A 23,614-nucleotide genomic window follows, 5' to 3' on the forward strand; every position below is an offset into this window, starting at 1 on the left:
TATAATGATAACATTAGAATTGCTTCGGTAATTTAAGAAACCCCGTATGAACTCGACGGTTGGGGGACATTCAGTTTGCGGGAATAGAAAGGGATGTTAGCAGTAATGAAAAACAGAAGATTGAAACGGGGGCTGTCTTTTTTTCTATGCCTGATTATAGCAGTATGCATATCTGCCGGAATAATGCCGCATACCGTCCGCGCCGAGGAAAAACGTACGGTAAAGGTTGCATTTTTCCCAATGAACGGATACCACATGATGGCGGGAAAGGGCATCTATACTGGTATGGATGTAGAGTACTTGGAAGCGCTGTGCAATTATACCAACTGGGACATAGAATATGTGGAGTGTGAGGACTGGGATGCGGCGCTTAAACTGGTGGCTGACCATAAAGCGGACCTTGTGGGAAGCGCCCAGTATTCGGCCGAACGGGCGGCATCCTACCAATATGCAGACCTGTCCAGCGGATATACCTTCGGTATCATAGCCACTAACCCGAACAGCAGTCTGGCATATGAAGACTTTGACGCAATGAAGGAAATCACCTTTGGTATGGTTCGTACCTATGTACGCAGAGAGGAATTCCTAGGTTATCTCTCCGACAACGGTATTGCGTCTCCCAAGATCAGAGAGTATGATTCCACCTCTGATCTGCAGAACGCACTGGACGAAGGCGAGGTGGATGCGCTGGTACATACTTTTATGGAGATTAAGGAAGGGCAGCGACTGATTGGACGTTTCGCCCCAAGACCCTTTTACTACATCACCTATGAGGGAAATGACGACGTTATGCGTGATCTGAACAACGCCATTGCCGACCTGAAGATGAATGAACCTGAATTGGAAACACAGTTGATGAACCGTTTCTATCAAAGCAAGTTGGACAAGACAGTTGTTTTTACATTGGATGAGAAGGAATATCTTGCTGAAAAAAATACAATCAGGGTTGGATATTTGGACAGTTATTACCCATTTGTCTATGAGGAGGACGGAGAATGTAAGGGACTCACAAAAGAAATGCTGGAGGGGATTGCAGCCCTTACCGGTCTTACCATTTCCTGGCAGAAAGTAGAAAACCCTCAGGAGGCGCGTACCGCCCTAGGAAACGACGAGCTTGACGTTATGTCTTACTGCGTACACGCTGAAGGCAGTTCACACGACCACCAGCTTTCCAGGATAAAAGACTATGTGCAGGTTCCTCTGGTATTCGTCACGAAAGAAAAAACTGAGCTGGAATCAATAGAAACTCTGGCAACCGTTGATTACTTGTCTGATAAAGCCACAGAGCTGATTGGTTCCACAGATATAAAAGTTCAGACATATGATACTCCTCAGGACTGCCTGGATGCAGTGAAGGACGAAAAAGCGGATGCAGTAATGTGCGACGGCTATCTGACAGAATATCTGCTTAGCTCCCAGATGCGGTATTATGACCTGGCGATTGAGAGTGTGTTAAGCGACGGTTTGGGAATCTCAATGACAGTCTCCGGCAGCAATCCTGAACTTGCAGGAATACTGAATAAGACTCTGCTGACTATAGATGCAAGGGCAATCAGCGATTATATGTTGGAGAGCAACGTATACTCCCTGGCAAGCGTAGGCATTTTCATAGAAGATCACAGCGTAGTTATTATCCTGATTCTAATTATGATTATGCTAATCATCCTATTGGTTGCTCTGCATATCATCCGAGACGCCAAGAAGATACAGCATTTAATGTATAAGGATGTGGAGATTGATATCGGGAATCTAAATTACCTAATTTATACCGGAAAGAAAAATATTCTGCCGGAGCGTTCCGCACAGCAGTATGCGGTTGTCTATCTTAATATTTCACAGTTCCAGCGTTATAAGGTAATCTACGGATGGAACAACGGGCAGAAACTCTTATCCTTGATTGCAGACGCCCTATCTCAGTGCATTAAGGGGAAGAACGAGGTCTGCGCAAAGGCAGATGGGGACCATTTTGTTTTCCTCATGTCTGATGAAAATGGCCCTATTCCGGAACGGGTTCGGAAGATACGCTATTTCATGGAAGAACGCATTTTTGAGGAAATCGGAAGCCGGATTGAGGTTCAGATGGGCATCTATTTTATACCTCCCAACAGCGACGATCTGCGAAGTGCCATTGACTGCGCAAGTCAGGCCATTGACTTTATCCAGAATGACAATCCAGATAATATCCAGATCTACGATGATGATCTTGAGAAGGCAATCCGTGAACGGCATGAACGGGAGAAGCTGCTGGATTCTGTAGATATTGACGAGAATTTTGTCACCTATTACCAGGCCAAGGTAGACGTCAACACAGAAGAAATCGTAGGCGCCGAGGCATTGGTACGTTTTCTGGATCCAACGGCATCAGGTGCAGTGCGTTCCCCTTGGTTCTTTATCCCTTACTATGAACAGACCGGAAAAGTAACTGATATTGATTTCTTTGTACTGCGGTGTGCATGTAAGATGCTTCGCAGACGGCTGGACAGCGGTGAGAAGGTTGTAACGATTTCCTGTAACTTTTCCAGGATACATTTTGTCAAGCCTGATTTTGCCATACGGTTTGAGCAGGTGTTGAATGAATACAGAATCCCCAAGGAGTTAATTGAAGTGGAGATTACCGAAACCCTTGTCATGGAGGAGATGCAGGAGAATCTCGCCAAACAAACATTAGACGACCTCCATGCAAAGGGAGTGCGGCTTTCCATTGATGACTTCGGCGCAGGATATTCTTCCCTTGGAGTTATAGAGAAGATTCCGGCCTCTGTTATCAAGCTGGACCGATCCTTCCTGCTGAACCAGAAGGATCGGGAACGCCAGGTGAAGATTATGAAAAGCATTGTAGAGCTTGCAGATAATCTTGGCTCACAGATTGTATGTGAAGGCGTGGAGACGGATGCTGACGTAGAGTTAATGCGGGAGATTGGGGCTCGCGTTGCACAAGGATACCGCTATGCTAAGCCTGTGTCAGAGATGGCCTTTGAGGAAAGGTTGTCCCAGAGCGTGGAATAATAATTACAATTCAAAAAGAGATGTTTCAGAAAGAAAAGATAATTTCTTTCTGAGACATCTCCTTTTTATAAAATACACCAAATGAGAAGCCTCTATGGCAATTCCATCTTCTTCCCGTCAAGCGCCGCCGAAACCAGCCCGTCATGTCCGTCATACACAAGCTTCAGAGAAAAAAAGTCCCGTCTCTCCTTAAGCAGCCTGAAAAAAATCTTATCCCCCTCCCAGATGTTCAATTCCTGCACCTTATCAATGTCCACCCATTCCAATTCTCCTTCATCACAGGGAAGCAGCTCTCCTTCAAACCCATCCGCCGTAAACAGTGACATGTACTCTGTAACCCCATTTCCTGATATAAAGGTTACAATTCCTCGGTACTGGTAGGAGGTCAGCGTATATCCTGTCTCCTCCTTCACCTCGCGCAACAGACATTCCTCAGGGCTTTCATCCTCCTCAAAATGTCCCCCAACACCAATCCATTTATCCTTATTCACATCATTCTTTTTCACAGTCCTGTGCAGCATCAGATATTGATGACCACGCTTAATATAGCACAGAGTACTTAACTTTGCCATATTCCTGCCTCATCCTTTCTATATATATTTCAAATCCTATTGGATTAAATTAATCATATCATCCCCTGTACCTTTTTACAATTTCTTTTCGCCTGAATCTGCGCCCTTCCTTTGACAAATGTGATATACTAAAATTATCTTTTTAGAACCAAAGGAGACAAGCCATGAACCGAGCGATTGATTATATCATAGATTCCACAAGCGACGGCCTGCGTATAGAGCAATACTTAAGGCGGCGCGGCTATTCCGCCCAAAATCTGGCAGAGATAAAGCGCATGCCCGAAAGCATCCTTGTAAATGGAATCCATTACTATATGCGCCAACAGCTTAAGGCAGGGGACCGCCTCTTGGTACGCATCTGTGAAACCAAATGCTCAAGGAAGATTCTGCCTGTAAATCTGCCTCTTGATATCGTATTTGAGGATGAAGACATTATCGTTGTCAATAAACCTGCTGGTATGCCTATCCATCCGTCCCTGAAGCATTACACTAATTCCATGGCAAATGCACTGGCCTGGTATTATCAGGAGCAGGAAAAGCCTTTCATCTTTCGCTGCTGCAACCGGCTAGACCGCGATACCTCCGGTCTTACTGTTGTGGCCAAGCATCTGGTCAGCGCAAATATCCTATCCGATCTGGGACGCAATCATAAGATATGCAGAGAATATCTTGCCATTACACGAGGCACGGTTTCTCCAACGTCTGGCACCATCGATGTGCCTCTTGGCCGCAAGCCTGGGACCATTATTGAACGGACGGTGGATTTTGAACAGGGTGAGCAGGCAATCACACATTACAGTGTTGTGGACGAAAAAAATGGACACAGCCTGGTTTCACTTCGACTGGAAACAGGCCGCACCCATCAGATTAGAATACATATGAAATATCTTGGTTTTCCCCTAATCGGAGATTATCTGTATAATCCGGATATGGAAAACATAGGAAGACAGGCGCTGCACTCCCACCGGCTTACCTTCACTCATCCCATTACAGGGGAAGCTCTTAAGTTTCATGCGCCTCTGCCAGAAGATATGCAGTCTGTTCTAAATGGAAAGCCATGATATTGGAAAGCCCTGCCTCAATAACCTAAGGACCATACCGCAGCACATACAGCTCATGGAGCGCCCGCGTTGCACAGATATACATAAACTGTGGGAAGAAGGGACTGCCCTCATCCCCTCCCGCCACAAATACCTGATCAAATTCCAGCCCTTTCGCCATATAAAAGGTCGTGACCGTAATTCCTTTCTGAAAACATTCGCTGTCCCTGTCTATATAGGATACGTCGCTGCGCCTCCTTCGGACATCTTCATAGATTGCCCGCGCCTCCTGCTGTGTCATCACAAGTATTGCGGCAGTCTCATATCCATCCTCACCAAGCCTCACACGTTCAAGGCTTCTGTCTATTGCCTCCACGTAAGAAATACACTGGATTTCCTCCACGTTTCGACCATGACGCTTCATATATTGAATTCCCTGTATTTTGGCGATTCCATTGGCATATTCTGCAATCTCCCATGTGTTTCGATAGCTCCGGTTCAACTCAAGCTTTCGCACCTTCTTCCCCAATATATCCGGCAGAAATGTAAGGACATCCTGAACCTCAGCATCCACCGTCTGAGCCCGATCCCCAAGAATCGTCATATTACAGGAAAACATGCGCTCAAGAATCACGTATTGAAGATAAGAGTAATCCTGCATCTCATCAATAACCAGATGTCGGATATTCCTGTGGTCTGCCACAGGAAGCAGACGATATTTAAGATACAGCAATGGATATACATCCTCATAGGCCAGTATCCTCTCCTCCCGCGGCAGATTAAGAAGGGGCTTTTGTCCTGTTTCCTCCAACAGCCAGTTGTAGATCTCATAGATATCTGTAGTCACGTACATGCTCCCAAACTGCTCTTTCACTGACTCCAGTTCTTCCTCTGCAAGATTTCGTCCCCACAAAGTCTCACATTCATCCACAAAATACTCCATCACGGCATCCATACGGGAGAGCAAGGGAATATTCTGGAATCGAAAGTAAAACATATGAAGAATATCTTCCGCTTTCTTCACCATTTTTCCATACTGAATATCCTTAAAATCTACCAGTCGATCCTCTAACTCTACCAGAAATCCTTCGACTGCCGCTACATACTCTTTAGACTGCTTCCACTGATAAGACTTATCCTGTTCAGTATCAGCGATATTTTTTCTGTCAAAGCCTCCTTCGCCTTCAGATGCCTTTTGAGAAGCCCTTTGCATCTGCTTTTCAATCTGGTCCCACCGGTCCTCGCAGTCCTTTGCAACCTCCTTAAGCTGCCTGTATGCAAAAAGGTCAAAGCTCATCTCCTGTATATTCTCCTCCCCCAACTCCGGCAGGATATGAGATATATAATCAGAAAATACACTGTTAGGCGACAGAATCAAAATGTTGGAGGAATTAAAGCTCCCCCTGTTATGGTACAAAAGATATGCGATTCGATGCAGGGCGATGGATGTCTTTCCACTGCCTGCCGCACCCTGAATAATTAAGACTTTATCCTTCGTATTGCGGATGATTGCATTTTGCTCCCGCTGAATCGTACGGACAATATTCTTAAGCTGTGTATCACTGTTGGCGCTCAGCTCTTGCTTTAGAATATCGTCGTCAATCTTCATATCACTCTCGAATTCATAAAGCATTCTTCCGCCGCGAATCTTGTACTGCCACTTTGACAGTATCTCCCCCTCCATCTCTCCGGCTGGCGCCTGATAGGACGCGGCTCCCTTGTCAAAATCATAGAACAGGCCGCTGACCGGCGCCCTCCAGTCATAGATTAACGGCACGCCGCCCCTCTCCCTGGCAAAATTGCCGATTCCGATATAAAAGCTTTCCGGCTCCTCCTCACCGTCATAGAGAAAATCCACGCTTCCAAAGAAGGGAGAATCAAGCATCTTTCTATAGCGGCTTCTCTGCCTCTGGTGCTCCTGGCTTACACTTACCTGACCGAAAAGAGCCTGCTGGTTATCGTAATTTTCGTAACCATACTGGTCCATCTCTGTATAATTCTCCCAGTAATATTTGTTCATCTTTGCAATATCCTTCTGAACCTCACAGATTGTCTCGTCAAGCGTTTGAAGCCTGATTTTCAACTGACTGATTACATATTTTAAAAAATCCGAACCTCTGCTCATTCTATTTTTGCCTTTCTTTCTAAAAATATTTATAATCGGCACGAGCCTCTATAATTACACCGATTTCCCGAAAGACCGGATAAAGGTAACTTGCCCCAAAGGTTCCCAACTTTTTCGGCCCTGTTACAATCCTCCCAAGCTCCAACGCTTTATGGAACGCCATCATGACGCTGGCTCTGGTGATGGACTTATCCTTTCGGGTCACAAACATCTCATTTCCTTTGATTATATAGAAAAACTCCAGATTCTTCGCCGTATGGAAGGGATACCTCTGGAACTTCACCAGCGTATCCCAGAGCAGGTCATCAGGCCATGGTACATCCGTTTCTTTTAATTGGTCCTGTAAAATTTTAACTGCCTTTCTCTGCTCTTTCGTCATAATTATATCCTTTTTCTGTGAATTTTTATCCTTTGAATGTTCCAATTCACATCATAGCATATCTGACATTACCTTTCAATCATCTTTCAACTCCCGAACAATTTTCCTGAGCTTTAGAACCATGGAGGGAACCACAGACAATTCGTCGATTCCCATACGAACGAATTCCTCCGTAAGACTTGTATCCGCCCCCAGTTCCCCACAGATCCCCACCTTTTTCCCATATTTATGCGCATGCTCCGTCACAATCCTAATCATCCTCATAATCGCCTTATGGTGTGGGTCGTAAAAATCACAAAGTTTTTCGTTCTGCCTGTCAACGGCAAGGGTATACTGGGTCAGGTCGTTTGTTCCAATACTAAAAAAATCCACCAGCCTTGCCAGCTCATCACTGACCATAACAGCCGCCGGTGTCTCAATCATGACTCCCTGTCTGGGATACCTGTATGGAATCCGTTTGCTCTCAAGTTCTTCCCTGACCTCCTGTGCAATCTCAAAAATACGTTTAACCTCCTCCACGGAAATAATCATAGGGTAAATGACAGAGATATTGCCATATACTGCCGCTCGAAGCAGCGCACGCAGTTGTGTCTTCAAGATCTCAGGCTGCTTAAGACAGATACGAATCGCCCGAAATCCCATAGCCGGATTTTCTTCCCTTCCAAGACCAAAATACTCAGCCTGCTTATCAGCCCCCATATCCAGGGTCCGGATTATGACCTCCTTTCCAGCCATCTGCTGCGCCGCCTGGCGGTATGCCTGAAACTGTTCTTCCTCCGTCGGGAAATCCTTTCGTCCGAGATACAAAAATTCACTTCGGAACAGCCCTATCCCTTCGGCATCATTTTCCAGCGCACGCTCTACGTCTCTGACGCTTCCGATATTGGCGCAGATTAAAATCCTCTTTCCGCCTGGCGTTATGCTTTCTTTCCCCTTCAGCTTCTGAAAAAGACAGAGCTTCTCCTGCTCATCCTCCATTCTCTCATTTGCCTTCCTGTATACATCCTCGTCCGGCTCAAAAGTAACCATGCCTTCAAATCCATCCACGAAAGCTCTTATTCCGTCTTGAATCTCCCCCAAGTCCACAGGCACTCCTACCAGAGCAGGAATATTCATAAGCCGTGCCAGAATAGCTGTGTGAGAGTTTGTCGAGCCGCGCACCGTCACGAATGCAAGCACCTTCTCCCTGCAAAATCCCATGGTTTCGCTGGGGCTTAAGTCATCTGCAACGATAATGGCCGGCTCATCTAAGCTTCTCCTTGTATCCTCCCTGCCGTTAAGCACCCGAAGCAGACGGTCGGAAACATCCTTTATGTCCATTGCCCTGGCCCGCATATAGTCGTCCTTCATACGGAAAAACATATCTCCATATCTTTCACTGGTAAATTCCACCGCATATTCTGCGTTTACCATCTCTGTCTGAATCGTATGACGGACAGCCTTCAGATATTCTTCATCCTCCAGTATCATCCTGTGTACTTGAAAAATCTCGCCGCCGGAAATACCGATCTCCTGGGAAGCCCTCTCATACAATGACTGTAGCTCCTTTCTGGCACATTCCACCGCACTGTTTACCCTCTCAAGCTCGGCTTTTACATCCCAAATCTTGTCATGCCTTATGTGCTGCTTTGGGCTTCTCAGAACTGTCACAGGCCCGTATGCCATACCTTTGCATACGGATTTGCCTGAAAACTGCTGCATTTCCTCACCTCCTCACTCCATACATCCATTATGCCATAACTCTCCTTCTTTCACAATCCAGAACTATTCTAAAAGTTCCTTGTTGCATTGCATTTTTATTATAATAATAATATTTTTTGTTAAATATTGTGGAATATGTCAAGTATTTTCATGATATTGACTGAATTTTGTATTGAATTTTGTCAGACAACGTGAGATAATAAAACTAATAAGAAACTTTAAATTTAGCTACAGATTGAAACGGAGTAATACTATGGGATTTAACAAACTTCAGCAATACGTTACTATTGTTGAATTTCTTGGAAAGACTCTCGGCCCGGATTATGAGATTGTACTGCAGGATCTAAACCCGGAGCATCAAGCTATTGTCGCAATCGTAAACGGTCACATCAGCGGACGTCGTGTAGGCGGTCCTTTGACCGATGCCTCACTTCAAATGCTTTCGTCCAGGGCCTACGAGTCAAATGATTTTTTATGTAACTATAGAGGCATTGCCGGAAATGGGCGTGTCCTCCGCTCATCTACACTGTTTATCAAGGACGATGAAGGCAATCCGATAGGGTTTCTATGCATTAATTTTGATGACAGCCGATTTGCGGAATTGAATAGTAAGCTGCTTAATACTATACATCCTGAATTTTTCCTTGCACAGCATGGTCCGGTTGAGCGCTTCGACAGCCAGGAACCTCCAAAGAACACCTTTTCTTCTTCGGATTCGACCACGGAAAGCTTTTCTATGGATATTTCATCTCTGATGCAGAAGATGTTTGACGATGCTACTATGTCGCTGACAACGCCTATTGACCGTTTGAACCAGCACGAGCGCAAGGAGATTATCGAACGGCTGCAGGAGCAAGGCTTGTTCCAGCTTAAAGGAGCGATTTCCTTTGTTGCGAAGAAATTTTCCTGTTCAACCGCTACCATATACCGGTATCTAAGCGAAATCAGCGATTAGCAATAATAACCACCAGCCTGGTGCTGCCGGACTGATGGTTATTGTATCCTTTGATGGGAAGCCTATTCTGTTGTTATCTATCCACTTTACCCCTCATTCGTTCCGTGATATAATCAACCTATTGACAAATAATATATTGGCAAAATCCAACAAAACCGGCTTGGCAAGATATGCAGATATAACTACCAGGAGGAAGCAAGAATGATAACGATGGAACACGTATGCAAATCGTACAAGATTGCAAAAAGAGACGCAGGCATAAAAGCCGCCTTAAAATCCCTTTTCTACAGGGAATACGAGAGCATCCATGCCCTGAATGATGTAACCTTCACCATAGGCGACGGCGAAATGGTTGGCTACATCGGTCCCAACGGCGCGGGAAAAAGCTCTACAATCAAAATTCTAAGCGGAATATTAACCCCTGACAGCGGAACCGTCCTTGTAAACGGACGAATTCCTTATAAGGACCGAATCAGACACGTCCGTGACATTGGCGTCGTGTTTGGTCAGCGTTCTCAGTTATGGTGGGATGTTCCCGTCATAGATTCCTTTGAATTATTAAAGGATATCTATACCATTCCAGAACCGCAATATAGACAGAGCCTTGAAGAACTGACTGAATTATTGAATCTAAAGGAGCTTTTGCGTTCCCCCACAAGACAGCTATCCCTTGGACAGAGGATGCGCTGTGAGATAGCGGCCTCCCTGCTGCACCGCCCCCGTATCCTGTTCCTGGACGAGCCTACCATCGGGCTGGACGCCGTGTCTAAACTCGCAGTCCGCAACTTCATTATACGGCAGAATAACATCCATAAAACTACCGTAATCCTTACCACCCATGATATGCAGGACATTGAAGCCCTGGCAAGCCGTATCATCCTAATTGGCAAGGGACAGGTTCTTTTGGACGGTACTTTAGACGATATCAGAAAGGGCGGAAGCAATATCGATGAAACAGTGGCCAAGCTGTACCGCACCTATGAGATTTGACATTGATATTTCAGAGGACTTTAAAATGAAAAAATATCTATCCTTCTTTCGGTTAAAATTTTTAATGGGACTGCAATATCGGGCAGCCGCCCTTGGCGGGATTGCAACTCAGTTTGCATGGGGCTTCATGGAGATCATGATATTTCGGGCATTTTACCGCGCAGACCCAGCCGCCTTCCCCATGAGCTTATATGCCACAGCGTCTTACATATGGCTTCAGCAGGCATTTCTCGCCCTGTTTGCAACATGGATGATGGAAAAAGACGTCTTTGATTCTATTGTAAATGGCAATATTGCATATGAACTCTGCAGACCTGTCAGCATATACAACATGTGGTTTTCCAGAAGTATGGCAACACGGCTATCAAGAGCAGTCTTAAGATGCTTCCCTATATTGGCTATTGCCATATTTGTACCCCAACCTTACGGAATTGCCCCGCCCGCAAGCCCCTGGCACTTTATTGTTTTTCTTGCGACTTTATTTTTGGGACTGGCAATGACAGTATCCCTGTGCGTTCTGGTCTACATATTGGCTTTTTTCACCATATCCCCTCAAGGGCTTCAGATGATATTCATTACAATGACAGATTTCTTCGCCGGCGCGCTGATTCCCCTGCCCTTTTTTCCGGCGAAAATGCAGAGCATCATGGAGCTTCTTCCCTTTGCGGCTATGCAGAACGTTCCCCTTCGCGTCTATAGCGGAAGCATGACGGTGTATGAGATGCAAAGAGCAATCGTCCTTCAAATCTTCTGGCTTTTCGTCACCACGGCTGCGGGGAAGCTGCTCTGTAAACTGGCACAGAAACGGGTTATCGTACAAGGAGGTTAAAATACATTGCAAGAATTACATCAATCCATCCGTCTTTATTTTCATTATGTATCCATTAATATCCGCTGTATGCTGCAGTATAAGGCATCCTTTTTCCTGACAGCCCTCGGCCAATTCTTGGTGTCTTTTACCGTTTTTCTGGGTATCTTCTTCATGTTCCAAAGATTTTCCAAAGTAGAAGGCTTCACTTACAGCGAAGTACTGTTATGTTTTGGGATAATGCTGATGGAATACTCCATTGCGGAAATGTTTGCCAGAGGGTTCGACATGTTTCACCATATGGTGAAAAACGGAGAATTTGACAGAGTTTTGGTTCGCCCGCAAAATGAAATCATCCAGGTATTGGGAAGCAAGTTTGAGCTTACACGAATCGGAAGGATCGCGCAGGCAATTGTGATGTTTATCTATGGAATTGTTAAAAATGAGGTTGCATGGAATTTTTCCAAGGTACTTACCGTCGTCTTTATGCTGATTGGCGGAACCGCAGTATTTTCTGCTCTGTTTCTAATTTACGCTGCCCTGTGCTTCTTTACGCTGGACGGGCTGGAATTCATGAATATATTTACGGACGGCGCCAGAGAGTTTGGCAAATATCCAGTGGGCGTGTATGGGAAGGAGTTTCTCATATTTACTACATTTTTTGTCCCCTATGCGTTGATACAATATTATCCCCTTCTGTATATACTGGGACGAAGAACGGATGTATTCCTTATGTTTCTGCCGCTTCTTGCCTGCTTGTTTTTGGTTCCTGCCATTCTTCTGTGGCGGTTTGGAGTGAGGCATTATAAATCCAGCGGGTCTTAAAAAGGGTTGTTTCTGGTTAGATTATAGTTGCATTCAATAAGTAAATATGTTATATTGATAAAACAAAGTATATTGTAAACAATCTACAATCAACAAAATACGTAGTCAATTCATAAAACTACACAAATTTATGAATTGGCACAAAGGAATGAAAGGAGAAATGATGGGAACTCTTATATCAAGTACGCAAGGATTATTATTTGTTGTTTTTCTGATGGTAGCATTTTCCCTCTGGCTTCAGAAGTACAAAGTTTTTAAATCATTAGGTCCTGTGCTTACGGTCGTTGTTATTGGTATCATTCTTTCAAATACCCATATCGTACCAATTTCACATGAACTGTATGATTCAATCTCTACATACTGCGTACAGGCAGGTATCTCAATCTGTCTGCTCAGTATGAATGTAACAGAGCTTAAGAAGCTCAACAAGGAGCCGGTAATCGCCCTGGTTTCCGCGATTGCATCCGTATGTCTTATTGCAATCGTCCTTGGAATCATCTTCGCACCGAAGATTACAGAAGGCTGGAAAGTAGCTGGTATGTTTGTAGGAACTTATACGGGAGGTACACCGAACTTAACAGCTATCGCAACTGGAGTTGACTGTTCAAGAGAGACTCTGGCAGCAGCGAACGCGGCAGACTATGTTGTATCCACACCTCTTATGGTTGCAATGTTTGCGGCTCCGGCATTCTTTAAGGCGTCTAAGAAATGGAACAAGTTATGGCCTTACTCCTTCAAACCGGAGGAGCTGGACGATGCAGACTCAGAGCCTTTGATGGCTGATAAGAAGTGGGCAATCAAAGATATTGCATGGCTTCTGACCATTGGTTTCGGCGTAGCATTTTTCACAACAATGATTGCTCAGCGAATCTTCCCAGATACATTCTGGAAGGCAGGAAGACTTCTTATGGTAACAACAGTTTCAATCTGTCTGGCACAGTTAAAGCCGATTAAGAAGCTTCGTGGTAACCTTGACCTTGGATTGTTCATCTCACTGTGCTTCCTGTCAACAATCGGATTCGCAGTTGACCTTCAGCAGTTCATCGGTTCCGCCTTCTTGATGACGCTGTATGTATTCTTCATGCTGATTGGATGTACGGTACTTCATTTCCTCATCTGCCGTCTCTTCAAGATTAAGTATGAGTACGTGCTTCTCTCTATGGTGGGATGTATCGTAGACGGACCGACGGCGTCTCTGACTGCTGCCGGTGGAAACTGGAAGTCACTGATTAACGTAGGTTTGATTATGGGGGTTATCGCCGGAGCATGCGGTAACTATGTCGGTATCTTCGTCGCCTACGCCGTAAAAGCAATCTGCGGCCTGTAGTTAAAGACACTAATATTGTAGAATTGAGAACCTGCAAATAGCTAAAGCCTCAGAACCACCTATTTGCAGAACAATGTACAAACAGATAAAGCACTATAAAACAGCCTTCCATATCAAACAGTATGGAAGGTTGTTTTGTATTAGGCTAAATTTTTGTATAAATTTTTGTAAATTTGCAAGAAACATTTCCGATATGGATGTTACTGTGTTAAAATGGAAAAGCATTAATACAGTTGAAGCCATATTGGAGATACAGAGCAAAGGAGGGGCGAAAAGCTGCTTATGGGAAAATTGACATTCAAAACTTTACGTGAAAAGGTAGCAGAGGAAATCCGTCTTAAAATTCTCAATCAAGAGCTGACTCCGGGAATGCATATCATTGAGCAAGAGCTTTCTGATGAATTAGGCGTCAGCAGAGGTCCGATACGGGAGGCTCTACGTCAGTTAGAGCAGGAGGGAATGGTTGAATATACGCGGAATGTCGGTTGCTCTGTGCGGGAAGTTACCACACAGGACGTCTATGAGACTTATCTCCTTCGTTCCAGTTATGAGATTCTTGCCGTACGCCTCTATGAAGCTAAGTTTACAGATGAAGATATCGCCAAAATGGAGGAAGCGGTGGAGCTGATGAAGACTCTAACCATTGAGAGCTACAGTAATGTTATCTCTTATGGCAGTATGCTTCACGGCGTCATCATTGAAAAGGCGGGGCTTGCACGTCTTACGAAAGCATGGGCCGATTTAGAATATTGTGAGATTATGAGCTGCAACGCAGGATATACTGATAAACATTCCGTTATACAGAGACAATACCCGATTCACCAAAAGTTAGTTGATATCTGTAAGACACGGGATGTAGAAACAATCTGTGACGCAATCTCGGATCATTATATGATGACAATCAAACGTCTTAAAAATAAGTGAAAAAAACGCACAAAGGGCGGTTTAAAACGTCCCTTGTGCGGTAGTATCTGTAATTACCAAATTCTTAATCTATCCCTCTCTTTCCAACCTTTTCGTAAATAAAATATCGTGGTTAATCTCAGTATAGAAGTCCTCCTTCATCCTCTCATAAGCTGCCCTTCCCTTACCCATTAGCCACATCATTTTTGTAATCACAGCCTCAAGAGTCATATCATAAGCTTCTAAGAGTTTAAAGTCCTGCTTCACACGCTTCCCCACCTCGTAGACCGTCATATTGCTCCCCTCGTTAGCTACCTGGGTTGTCATCACCACATATTTTCCCTTGCCTTCCCATTCCTTCATCTCTCGGTAAAACTCCTGTACCAGCGTATTGGGAATCCCGCCGACCCCAAAGCTTTCAATTACGATACAGTCGTAATGTTCAAACAAATAGGGCAGAATGCTGGCATGCATTCCTGGAATCAGCTTGAGTACATAAACACTGTCCTTCATATCATAGCTGAAGCCAACCGGCGCAGCGCAGGGCGGCTCCTTAATATAGCGCACAATCATTCCCTCCTGAATCACCGCCAGGTAAGGAAAATTGATGCTGGAAAACGCATCATAGCTCTTTGCCCTCTCCTTCTTTGCCCTAGTTCCGGCAATCACCTTCCCATCAAACACAATATTAACATTCTGGGACTCATGGTCTGCCGCATAGATAAAACTGTCCAGAAGGTTTGTCCTGGCATCAGTCACATCCATCTGAATTGGCTTCTGAGCCCCTGTAATTACAATAGGTTTTGCTGAATTCCGAATCATATAAGACAGCGCCGCCGCTGTGTAAGCCAGCGTATCCGTCCCATGGCAGATGACAAAGCCGTCATATGCCTCATAGTTTTCCTCAACACTTCTCGCAAGCAGCCGCCAATGCTCAGGCGTCACATTGGTACTATCCAGATTGCACACTTGAATCGTATCAACCTCGCATACCTGGCGTACCGCCGGTATATAAGAAAGAATATCTGCCGGCGTAAGCCCCGGCGCAAGCCCGTACTCTGTCTGTGTGGAAGCAATCGTGCCTCCGGTTCCTATCATTAGTATCCTTTTCATCTCTGTATCTCCTGGCCTTTTAACTCTTAATCGAATTGAACGTAAGCTATATGGACGACTGAATCGGTATCATTTCAATCTGTTGGGTAAAAAATCTGGCTGCTGCCTGAAGCATATAATAGCTGTCTTTCACTCCGGCAGTTTCATAGGAAGAATGCATGGCAAGCTGCGCAAGCCCGATATCAATACTGTTCATGGACACCTGGGACATGGCAATGTTGCCAAGGGTACTCCCGCCTGCCATATCGGATCGATTGGAGAAAAACTGCAGCGGCACTCCCGCCTCCTTGCAAATCCCCCGAAATACGGCAATGCTCACGGCATCACTGGTATATTTCTGCCCAGCATGGGATTTCACTACAATCCCTTCATTAATATACACACAGTTGCCTGTATCCGTCTTATCCGGATGATTGGGATGGACCGCGTGGGCATTATCACAGCTTAACATAAATCCCTTGGAAGCCGCCCTAAAAAAATCTTCTTCTCCCATTCCCAGACACATATTCGACCGGTAAAGGATATCATACAAAAATGTAGAGCCTGCTCCCTGCTTCGTACCAGACCCCACTTCCTCGTTATCAAAGCAGGCAAAAATATTGACAGCCTGGTCATCTGCGCCTTTCAGGAAGCCTTGAAGAGAGGTATAGGCGCACTGCAGGTCATCAAGCTGGGGACAAGAAATAAATTCCTTCTTTGCACCCCATACAGAAGGCTTCATCCGGTTATAGAGATACAAATCCATCCCGTAAATGTTCTCCTCCTCCACCTTCAGCTCTCCTGCAATCAGCTTCTTAAAGTCTCCCTCCTTACACTCGCTCCCTCCCAATAACGGCAATAGATCTACCTGTTTATTATAAGCGTAGCCGTCGTTCACTCCACGGTTCATATGGATTGCCACACTAGGAATCATCAGCAAATCCCTGTCAATATTCAAAAGCCTTGCCTCATATCTCCCCTTGTCCCTGACCATGACCCGTCCGGCAACAGACAGCGGACGGTCAAACCATGCAGCGCACAGCATCCCGCCATAGCCTTCTGTATTCAGCTTCATATACTTCTCTTTTACCTTTATTTCTGCATTTTCCTTTATCTTAAAGGTAGGGGAATCACTATGAGACGCAGCAATCTTAAAGCAGTAATCCTCAAGCCTTGTCCCTACATTCAGTGCAATAATACTGGAATCATTGCGGGTTACATAATACTTCCCGCCTGGACTAAGCTGCCACTTTTCGCCCTCCCAAAGCCTTTGGTAGCCATTTTCCCTTAAAATACCTCCTATATTTGCCACAGCATGAAATGGCGTCGGACTCTTTCCTATAAAAGAGGTCAGTCCGGATACAATTTCTTCATACATCTTGCTTCACCTCTGTCATTTGGTTTTATCAACAGTTGGGAAATGAATAACCTTCATATCCATCTCTGTTTCACCGGAAAATATTATACTATGCGCATATCTGAAAAACAAGTCTTAAAGTTCCACAGATATACTGCCCAAAAGTTCCCACGCCGCATCCCTCTCCTTCTTCTGCTCAGCCGTAAGCTCTGCATAAGAACACAGCATGGGATGCTGTCTTGCGGCGTCATTGCGCGCAGGTCCGTAAGTCCAGTTATAAAATGTATAGAAGCGGAGCCAACGCAGATGATCCAGCCTCCGATACATATCCTGCACAGACTCCTCTATTCTTGTCTCACAATATTTCTGATATGCCCTTTCTACCGTATCGGCATTAAAATCTGTAATCGTTTCATCTTTTAACAGTATACGAATTTTCATCAAAATATGGTCTGCAGCAGTAATCTTTGACTCCCGATGAAAATCATCTAACTCATCCCAACTAAGGGTTGGGTAGGAAACAGATTTGCGGAAAATCTCATTGATCGTGATAGCTGCTTGGTTCAGCGAGGTCCGCATAATCTGATTTGGCGTATATATATCCTCATTGGTCCCAAAATATGATACTCCAGGCGCTTTTCGATTACTATGCAGATGAATCTGTCCGGAAAGTTTGTAGTATTTATGAAGCCTCCAGAAGATATTCCATCCCTCCGGTTCATCGTCAGGACAGATGATAATTCTGTCCGCCATCTCTAAAAGTATATGATAATTCTCCCAAAATTCGTCATGAAATATCAGAGAATCCATTTTCTCTGATTCTTCGCCAAGAGAAAATATCTCCTGGAGATGGCTATGCATTGCAAGAAATTCCTTGGAATATCCAAAAATATGATAAGCCACATGCTGATTTACAGAGATAATATTAGTTAAAATCGCACGCTCCAAAATACAGCGTCCGTAATTTCCGAAGCCAATCAGCACAATCGTATTCTCTTGACTTAGAAGGGGCCTGGAACGCCAGTACTGCCTGGCGCAGCAGTCATAACTATGAAAAAAATTAATGTTTCCTGAGAGGTGATCCTGTCCATTCGTGGTTCTTGCATAGACCTCCACAGGTAATTTGTGTAAGTCAATGGCACGGCTGTTCACACCGATATCATTTTCTTTCATAAGGAAAACCTTGCATCTTGAACCAACGCCTTTCTTACACGCCACAATCCGTGCCGGAGAAGCGCTGATAAAAAGGCAGGGATAATCCGGAAATTCCATCTGCTCGTCCCTTTTCTCACCATAGATTATAACTGCGTCAGGATCCTCTTTATAGATATTTCCGGCTAAAGTATTAGCTTCCGCGCCGTAATCTGCAAAATAGTACCAGTTTTTCTTCCTCTGAAAGCCAAGCATGAGAAACGGAAACCCTTCACTTGTGATAAAGGATATGACCGCGCCAAACAAGGTCATCATCATGCCTGCTGACAAGAATAAAAAAACAACTCCTACACCGTGTCCAAGAGGCGTTACCGGCGTCAAATCGCCGTATCCAACAGTCGTTAGCGTAACCAGGGAATACCAAAACGCATCACCAAATGTCCGGATCGTTGCACTGCTGTCCGTATATTCTGAAAAATAAAGAAGCATAATCAATCCAATATAAACGAATAATAAAACTGAAGTCATGTACAGATAAATTTTTTTTCTTCTTTTCATATGAATCTGTCTCCTTTTTTATGCTGGTTTAGCCGCATCCCCTATCACATTATATCATACCGGCCGCCAAAGGAAATAGAAAGAAAACATTTACTTTAACACATTATTTTGCTAATATAAGGAGGTAGTCTACTGCTAAGGGTATGAGCGCCCTCAGCATTATAGTTATGGCATGATGAGAAAAAGGAGGAAGAACATGTTAGAAAAGCTCTTCAAATTGAAGGACAACAATACAGATGTCCGGACAGAGGTACTTGCAGGTATTACAACGTTTATGACAATGGCGTATATCCTCGCCGTGAATCCCAGTATCCTTGCTGCGGCAGGAATGGACCAGGGGGCTGTATTCACGGCTACGGCGCTGGCATCGTTTATTGGTACGCTTCTTATGGCGTTTCTGGCGAATTATCCCTTTGCGCTTGCGCCTGGAATGGGACTGAACGCTTATTTCGCCTATACCGTAGTCCTTGGTATGGGGTACAAATGGGAGGTTGCACTTACGGCAGTATTCATAGAGGGTCTCATCTTTATCGTCCTGTCCCTAACGAATGTGCGGGAAGCGATTTTTAATGCAATTCCGCTTAACCTTAAGGCAGCGGTCAGCGTGGGGATCGGATTATTTATCGCATTTATCGGACTACAGAATGCCAATATTGTAATCGGAGGCGCAACTTTAGTGGAGCTGTTCTCAATAGACGGATATAATCTTGCAAACGGCGTAGAAGCAAGTTTTCATGACGTTGGCATCACGGTTCTGCTTGCTCTTTCAGGCGTAATCATCACTGGTATCTTGGTTATTAAAAATATTAAGGGAAATATTCTGTGGGGAATTTTGATTACATGGATACTTGGTATCATCTGCCAGTTTGCAGGTATTTATGTTCCAAACCCAGAGCTCGGATTCTATGGACTGCTTCCGGATTTCAGCAACGGGCTGTCTGTGCCAAGTATTATGCCTGTTTTTGGTAAACTGCAGTTTGGCGGAGTTTTTACACTTAATTTTGCTGTCGTTATCTTCGCATTTTTGTTTGTAGATATGTTTGATACCATCGGTACGCTGATTGGCGTAGCTTCCAAGGCTGATATGCTGGATGAAGACGGAAAGCTTCCGAAAATCAAAGGGGCTCTTATGGCGGATGCTGTCGCCACAACTGCAGGCGCAGTACTTGGAACCACCACAACTACTACATTTGTAGAGAGCGCTTCTGGTGTGACGGAGGGCGGCAAGACAGGGCTTACGTCCGTGACTACGGCAGTTTTGTTTGGACTTTCTCTTCTGCTTTCTCCAATTTTCCTTGCAATACCCTCATTTGCAACGGCTCCAGCGTTAATCGTAGTTGGTTTCTACATGCTGACAAATGTGGTGAATATCGATTTTAACGACATCTCCGAGGCCCTTCCGTGTTATATCTGTATAGCGGCAATGCCGTTTTTCTACAGTATATCCGAAGGCATTTCCATGGGAGTAATCTCTTATGTAGCGTTGAATCTGATTACAGGTAAAGCGAAAGAAAAAAAGATTAGCGTGCTTATGTATGTATTGGCCGTATTATTTGTTTTGAAGTATATATTCCTATAATTTTATGCAGACAAATATTAAGAGTTTTATTTTGCAATGTATTCTTTCCGCAGCTTTGTGGAGATTACTGATAACAGGGTTCCTTTGGATAGATATCACTAATGAATTATTTCTTTATATATTGTTAGCAGTATGCTTTGGCATGACACACTATTTTTTTCATTGTATAAAAAAGGAAAATAAAATGGGAGTTCTTTATTGGTGGATTCTTTTGGGCATTATATTCAGAGTAATTACAATACCTTTGGGCTATATAGCAATCACTACAGCGGCGCAAGGCGTAGTCCTTTTATGGGTGATATTTATTTTAGGAATTCCTTTCGCAGTATTAATCACGAACAAATTATTTAAGATAATAAAAATGATTGTTTCATAAGATTTCTTAATGTATATAAGGCGGCCTGTAAAAGACCGCCTTATCATTACCTATTCTCTAATCCTTAGTAATCTCATAACTTCCCTCATCTACCCGTAGCTTTATCTTGTCAGATTCCTGCTCAGCCGGATCCTGCTCATCTGGTTTTGAAGCCTGGGCAAAGGTAATGACCGCATCATTTTTCCTCATAAACAATAGCCCAAACGAACCTGAACCGCAATTACTCGCAATCGCGGATGATGCTTTTTGAAGGTAAACCCTCTCAAACGGGCAATACTGACGTACAACCTGCTGAATATACTCAAGCCGCTCCTCATCCATCCCTGCATAAGTAATGAACAGGATACGCCGGTCAATACTTCTTGCATCCCGAAATACTCTGCGCACATAGCTTCGCACCATATACGAAAAATCTCCCATTTCCAAACCACCTACCGTCATACGGCTCTTACGAAGATGAATGATGGGATGCAAAAGCAGAGCATCGCAAAGCACCTGCACCCGTTTGGATATTCGTCCCGCCTGACACATCATATGTGTGCTGTCGATAATAAATGCTGATGAGATAAAGTGTCTGAGCTTCTTCACGTTTTGTATAATCTCTGCCTTTGAAGCATGGTTCTCTGCCATATAGGCGGCATACAAAACAGACAGCCCCATGCTGCTGGAAAGATGACCGGAATCGATGACAGTAACATTTTCAAATGATTTTGCCGCCTCAACAGCATTATAATATCCGTCGCTGACATGCTTCGCCATCGTAATATGTATGACATTCTGGGCCTCAGTCAGCTTTTCAGCAAAAAACCTCTCGTAATCCTCTACATCCGGCGGCTGGGAATAGCCATTCCGTCCCTCCGCCATATGCACAAGCAGTTCATCGACCCTAATTTCCACCTCGTCCAGAAACCGTCCTTCATCCGTACAGACATAATAGGGACATACGGAAATGCCGAACTCTTTCTTAAGAGTATCCGGAAGATCACATACACTGTCCGTCGTAACTAACAAAGAGATTCTTTGCGCCTGCTCAAATATCAGGAAATCCTTTCCAATATCAGACTGATTGGCATCCTCGCTTAACTTCACAAGCTCTTTTGGCAAAATACTAAGTACAGCCACCTCAAGAAGCGCACCGCTGACCGGCTTTGCCAGATAACCGCTGAATCCTTCCTTCCGGTAGAGAAGCTGGTTATCGCTGCCTGCATTGGCAGTCAGCGCAATTACAGGCACATTCTGGCATAGCCCTCCCGGCTGACTTTGAAGCGCATGGAAACACTGAATACCATCCATCTCCGGCATCATGTGATCCATCAGAATCCCGTCGTAGTGCTGAACCTGCGTCATCTCAAGACATTCTGCGGCGCTTAATGCCATGTCGATCTGAATCTTTGTCTCCGAAAGCAGCTTTTTCACCACAACCAGATTCATTTCGTTATCGTCTACCACAAGAATATGGGCGTTCGGCGCCTCGAAGCTCTGTTTATAACGCTCTCCTTCATTGGTCCTTGAACGGGATTCCAGAGTAAATGTTCCCAGCTCTTTTTCGTCTATAATATCCTGCTCAATCATGACAACGAATTTTGAACCTTTGGTATAAATGCTATTGACGCTGATTTCACCGTCCATCAGCTCCACCAACTGCTGGACAATGCTAAGCCCCAGCCCTGTACCTTCGATATGACGATTCTTTTCCTCATCTACCCTTCGGAAAGCATTAAAAATATAAGGGATATTTTCCTTTTTTACCCCTTGCCCTGTATCCTCCACAGAATACCAGACGCGCACCCGATTCAAGGTTAGACGCTCGCACCGGACAGACAAGGTGACGGAACCCTCGCTTGTATACTTCACAGCATTATTAAGCAGGTTAATTAACACCTGCTTAATACGCACCTCGTCACCACAAAGCATGCTCGGAATTGAAGAATCCACATGTAGCCGAAACTCCAACCCTTTTTCTTTCGCCTTAATCCATATCATGTTTACGATTTCTGAAAAAAGCTTTCCTGTCTCATAGGAAACATTCACGATCTCCATTTTTCCAGATTTAATCTTGGACAGATCCAGAATATCGTTAATCAGCGTAAGCAAAAGTTTGCTGGCTCCCTGGATATTACGCGCATTCTCCGCAACCTCCGCCGGAATATCCCCCCGCAGAATAATCTCATTTAACCCAATAATCGTATTAATAGGCGTACGAATCTCGTGGCTCATGCTTGAGAAAAAATGATTCTCCGCTCTGTTTAACTCCTCGATCTCCTTCTTCTGCTGCTTTGTAAGCTCATTTTCCTTATCATAAATCCTGTTTAGGAACATTAACAAAATACTGGTCAGCATTCCAACCAAAATAACTGAATGGGCAGAATCGAAAAAAGAATGTTTCTGCGAATTCTGTGCAACAAACTCCGGAAAATAATAAGCGCCGCGATAGCAAAGCAAAGTCTCCGCCATACAAAGCAGAAAAAACGCGTACATGCGTCTTCCTTCAAGCGTAATACAAATGTAAATAAAACAAATCACGAACCACTCCGGCACTCCACTGTAGAATCCTCCCGCCGTAAAAAAACAGATAGGGAACAAAATCAAAAGCAACACAGAAATTGCCGTAGCCCCCGCATGGATGCAGTTCTTCCGAATACTGAACTTCACAATCAACGCCATAATGGCAATGCTCACAGGCAGCAGCACATAATTCAAAACATTTCTGCCCATAGGCAGCATAAACATCAACGCAACCATGCAGACGCCTGTAACAATTCGATACATACGCTCACGCAGACTGATCCTATGATCATAGATGATAGCAATCCATTTTTTTAACACGCAATGCTTCCTCCTCTCAGTACGTGTATACTCTCAAAAAGAG

At 44.4% G+C, this 23,614-nt stretch carries 17 protein-coding genes; 9 read left to right on the plus strand and 8 right to left on the minus strand.

Annotated features, from left to right (window positions below; genetic code table 11):
* The first annotated feature begins 93 nt into the window (after window positions 1-93).
* The gene (locus tag GN277_RS23280) at window positions 94-3,006 is read left to right on the plus strand and encodes an EAL domain-containing protein (protein ID WP_159754426.1); all 2,913 of its coding nucleotides are present in this window, start codon (window positions 94-96) and stop codon (window positions 3,004-3,006) included.
* 92 nt (window positions 3,007-3,098) lie between these two features.
* On the opposite strand, the gene GN277_RS23285 is transcribed toward GN277_RS23280, so the two are convergent.
* Window positions 3,099-3,578: an NUDIX hydrolase gene (locus tag GN277_RS23285; RefSeq protein WP_159754429.1), complete on the minus strand. Its 480-nt coding sequence runs from the start codon at window positions 3,576-3,578 to the stop codon at window positions 3,099-3,101.
* Between the two features lie 164 nt (window positions 3,579-3,742).
* Here GN277_RS23285 and GN277_RS23290 point away from each other — a divergent pair, with 164 nt between their 5' ends.
* A complete protein-coding gene (locus GN277_RS23290; RefSeq protein WP_159754432.1) occupies window positions 3,743-4,639 on the plus strand; it encodes an RluA family pseudouridine synthase in 897 nt (298 codons plus the stop codon).
* A 25-nt stretch (window positions 4,640-4,664) separates the two neighbouring features.
* On the opposite strand, the gene GN277_RS23295 is transcribed toward GN277_RS23290, so the two are convergent.
* The 3 genes from GN277_RS23295 to ptsP form a co-directional block, all read right to left on the minus strand.
* The gene (locus GN277_RS23295) at window positions 4,665-6,743 is read right to left on the minus strand and encodes a HelD family protein (RefSeq protein ID WP_159754435.1); all 2,079 of its coding nucleotides are present in this window, start codon (window positions 6,741-6,743) and stop codon (window positions 4,665-4,667) included.
* A 19-nt stretch (window positions 6,744-6,762) separates the two neighbouring features.
* The gene (locus GN277_RS23300; RefSeq protein ID WP_244324864.1) at window positions 6,763-7,122 is read right to left on the minus strand and encodes a hypothetical protein; all 360 of its coding nucleotides are present in this window, start codon (window positions 7,120-7,122) and stop codon (window positions 6,763-6,765) included.
* A gap of 75 nt (window positions 7,123-7,197) precedes the next feature.
* Window positions 7,198-8,823 (minus strand): phosphoenolpyruvate--protein phosphotransferase, encoded by a 1,626-nt coding sequence (ptsP, locus tag GN277_RS23305; protein ID WP_159754438.1) that lies wholly within the window; start codon window positions 8,821-8,823, stop codon window positions 7,198-7,200.
* A 253-nt stretch (window positions 8,824-9,076) separates the two neighbouring features.
* Here ptsP and GN277_RS23310 point away from each other — a divergent pair, with 253 nt between their 5' ends.
* The 6 genes from GN277_RS23310 to GN277_RS23335 all read left to right on the plus strand — a co-directional run bounded on the left by GN277_RS23310 (window position 9,077) and on the right by GN277_RS23335 (window position 14,652).
* On the plus strand, window positions 9,077-9,778 hold the full coding sequence (locus tag GN277_RS23310; RefSeq protein WP_159754441.1) for a helix-turn-helix transcriptional regulator: 702 nt from the start codon (window positions 9,077-9,079) through the stop codon (window positions 9,776-9,778).
* Window positions 9,779-9,979: 201 nt separating this feature from the next.
* Window positions 9,980-10,768: an ABC transporter ATP-binding protein gene (locus tag GN277_RS23315; RefSeq protein ID WP_159754444.1), complete on the plus strand. Its 789-nt coding sequence runs from the start codon at window positions 9,980-9,982 to the stop codon at window positions 10,766-10,768.
* Entirely contained in the window at window positions 10,728-11,597 is an 870-nt protein-coding gene (locus GN277_RS23320; RefSeq protein WP_322101268.1) for an ABC transporter permease, read from the plus strand. The genes GN277_RS23315 and GN277_RS23320 overlap by 41 nt, the downstream gene beginning before the upstream one ends.
* A 6-nt stretch (window positions 11,598-11,603) precedes the next feature.
* Entirely contained in the window at window positions 11,604-12,401 is a 798-nt protein-coding gene (locus tag GN277_RS23325) for an ABC transporter permease (protein ID WP_330587421.1), read from the plus strand.
* 163 nt (window positions 12,402-12,564) lie between these two features.
* Window positions 12,565-13,728, plus strand: coding sequence for a DUF819 family protein (locus GN277_RS23330; protein WP_159757113.1), 1,164 nt, complete (start codon window positions 12,565-12,567; stop codon window positions 13,726-13,728).
* 282 nt (window positions 13,729-14,010) lie between these two features.
* Window positions 14,011-14,652 carry a GntR family transcriptional regulator gene (locus tag GN277_RS23335; RefSeq protein WP_159754447.1) on the plus strand — a complete coding sequence of 214 codons (642 nt, stop codon included), beginning with the start codon at window positions 14,011-14,013 and terminating at the stop codon, window positions 14,650-14,652.
* 69 nt (window positions 14,653-14,721) lie between these two features.
* Here GN277_RS23335 and GN277_RS23340 read toward each other — a convergent pair whose 3' ends face one another.
* From GN277_RS23340 to GN277_RS23350, 3 genes are all read right to left on the minus strand, one after another.
* Window positions 14,722-15,744 (minus strand): asparaginase, encoded by a 1,023-nt coding sequence (locus tag GN277_RS23340; RefSeq protein WP_159754450.1) that lies wholly within the window; start codon window positions 15,742-15,744, stop codon window positions 14,722-14,724.
* 46 nt (window positions 15,745-15,790) lie between these two features.
* On the minus strand, window positions 15,791-17,101 hold the full coding sequence (locus GN277_RS23345; RefSeq protein WP_159754453.1) for a M18 family aminopeptidase: 1,311 nt from the start codon (window positions 17,099-17,101) through the stop codon (window positions 15,791-15,793).
* A 114-nt stretch (window positions 17,102-17,215) separates the two neighbouring features.
* On the minus strand, window positions 17,216-18,790 hold the full coding sequence (locus GN277_RS23350; protein ID WP_159754455.1) for an ion channel: 1,575 nt from the start codon (window positions 18,788-18,790) through the stop codon (window positions 17,216-17,218).
* A 196-nt stretch (window positions 18,791-18,986) separates the two neighbouring features.
* Between GN277_RS23350 and GN277_RS23355 the strand changes: the two genes are divergently transcribed.
* The gene (locus tag GN277_RS23355) at window positions 18,987-20,369 is read left to right on the plus strand and encodes an NCS2 family permease (protein WP_159754458.1); all 1,383 of its coding nucleotides are present in this window, start codon (window positions 18,987-18,989) and stop codon (window positions 20,367-20,369) included.
* A 433-nt stretch (window positions 20,370-20,802) separates the two neighbouring features.
* Here the strand turns inward: GN277_RS23355 and GN277_RS23360 are convergent, their stop codons facing one another.
* A complete protein-coding gene (locus GN277_RS23360; RefSeq protein WP_159754461.1) occupies window positions 20,803-23,571 on the minus strand; it encodes a DegV family protein in 2,769 nt (922 codons plus the stop codon).
* Window positions 23,572-23,614: the final 43 nt, after the last annotated feature.

Origin of the sequence: Sporofaciens musculi (genome assembly GCF_009830285.1) — a bacterium.
Lineage (GTDB): Bacteria > Bacillota > Clostridia > Lachnospirales > Lachnospiraceae > Sporofaciens > Sporofaciens musculi.

Bases quoted from the DNA above. Each gene is read 5' to 3' on its own strand.
- GN277_RS23280 (WP_159754426.1), top strand. From the start codon at position 94: ATGTTAGCAGTAATGAAAAACAGAAGATTGAAACGGGGGCTGTCTTTT.
- GN277_RS23285 (WP_159754429.1), bottom strand. From the start codon at position 3,578: ATGGCAAAGTTAAGTACTCTGTGCTATATTAAGCGTGGTCATCAATAT.
- GN277_RS23290 (WP_159754432.1), top strand. From the start codon at position 3,743: ATGAACCGAGCGATTGATTATATCATAGATTCCACAAGCGACGGCCTG.
- GN277_RS23295 (WP_159754435.1), bottom strand. From the start codon at position 6,743: ATGAGCAGAGGTTCGGATTTTTTAAAATATGTAATCAGTCAGTTGAAA.
- GN277_RS23300 (WP_244324864.1), bottom strand. From the start codon at position 7,122: ATGACGAAAGAGCAGAGAAAGGCAGTTAAAATTTTACAGGACCAATTA.
- ptsP (WP_159754438.1), bottom strand. From the start codon at position 8,823: ATGCAGCAGTTTTCAGGCAAATCCGTATGCAAAGGTATGGCATACGGG.
- GN277_RS23310 (WP_159754441.1), top strand. From the start codon at position 9,077: ATGGGATTTAACAAACTTCAGCAATACGTTACTATTGTTGAATTTCTT.
- GN277_RS23315 (WP_159754444.1), top strand. From the start codon at position 9,980: ATGATAACGATGGAACACGTATGCAAATCGTACAAGATTGCAAAAAGA.
- GN277_RS23320 (WP_322101268.1), top strand. From the start codon at position 10,728: ATGAAACAGTGGCCAAGCTGTACCGCACCTATGAGATTTGACATTGAT.
- GN277_RS23330 (WP_159757113.1), top strand. From the start codon at position 12,565: ATGGGAACTCTTATATCAAGTACGCAAGGATTATTATTTGTTGTTTTT.
- GN277_RS23335 (WP_159754447.1), top strand. From the start codon at position 14,011: ATGGGAAAATTGACATTCAAAACTTTACGTGAAAAGGTAGCAGAGGAA.
- GN277_RS23340 (WP_159754450.1), bottom strand. From the start codon at position 15,744: ATGAAAAGGATACTAATGATAGGAACCGGAGGCACGATTGCTTCCACA.
- GN277_RS23345 (WP_159754453.1), bottom strand. From the start codon at position 17,101: ATGTATGAAGAAATTGTATCCGGACTGACCTCTTTTATAGGAAAGAGT.
- GN277_RS23350 (WP_159754455.1), bottom strand. From the start codon at position 18,790: ATGAAAAGAAGAAAAAAAATTTATCTGTACATGACTTCAGTTTTATTA.
- GN277_RS23355 (WP_159754458.1), top strand. From the start codon at position 18,987: ATGTTAGAAAAGCTCTTCAAATTGAAGGACAACAATACAGATGTCCGG.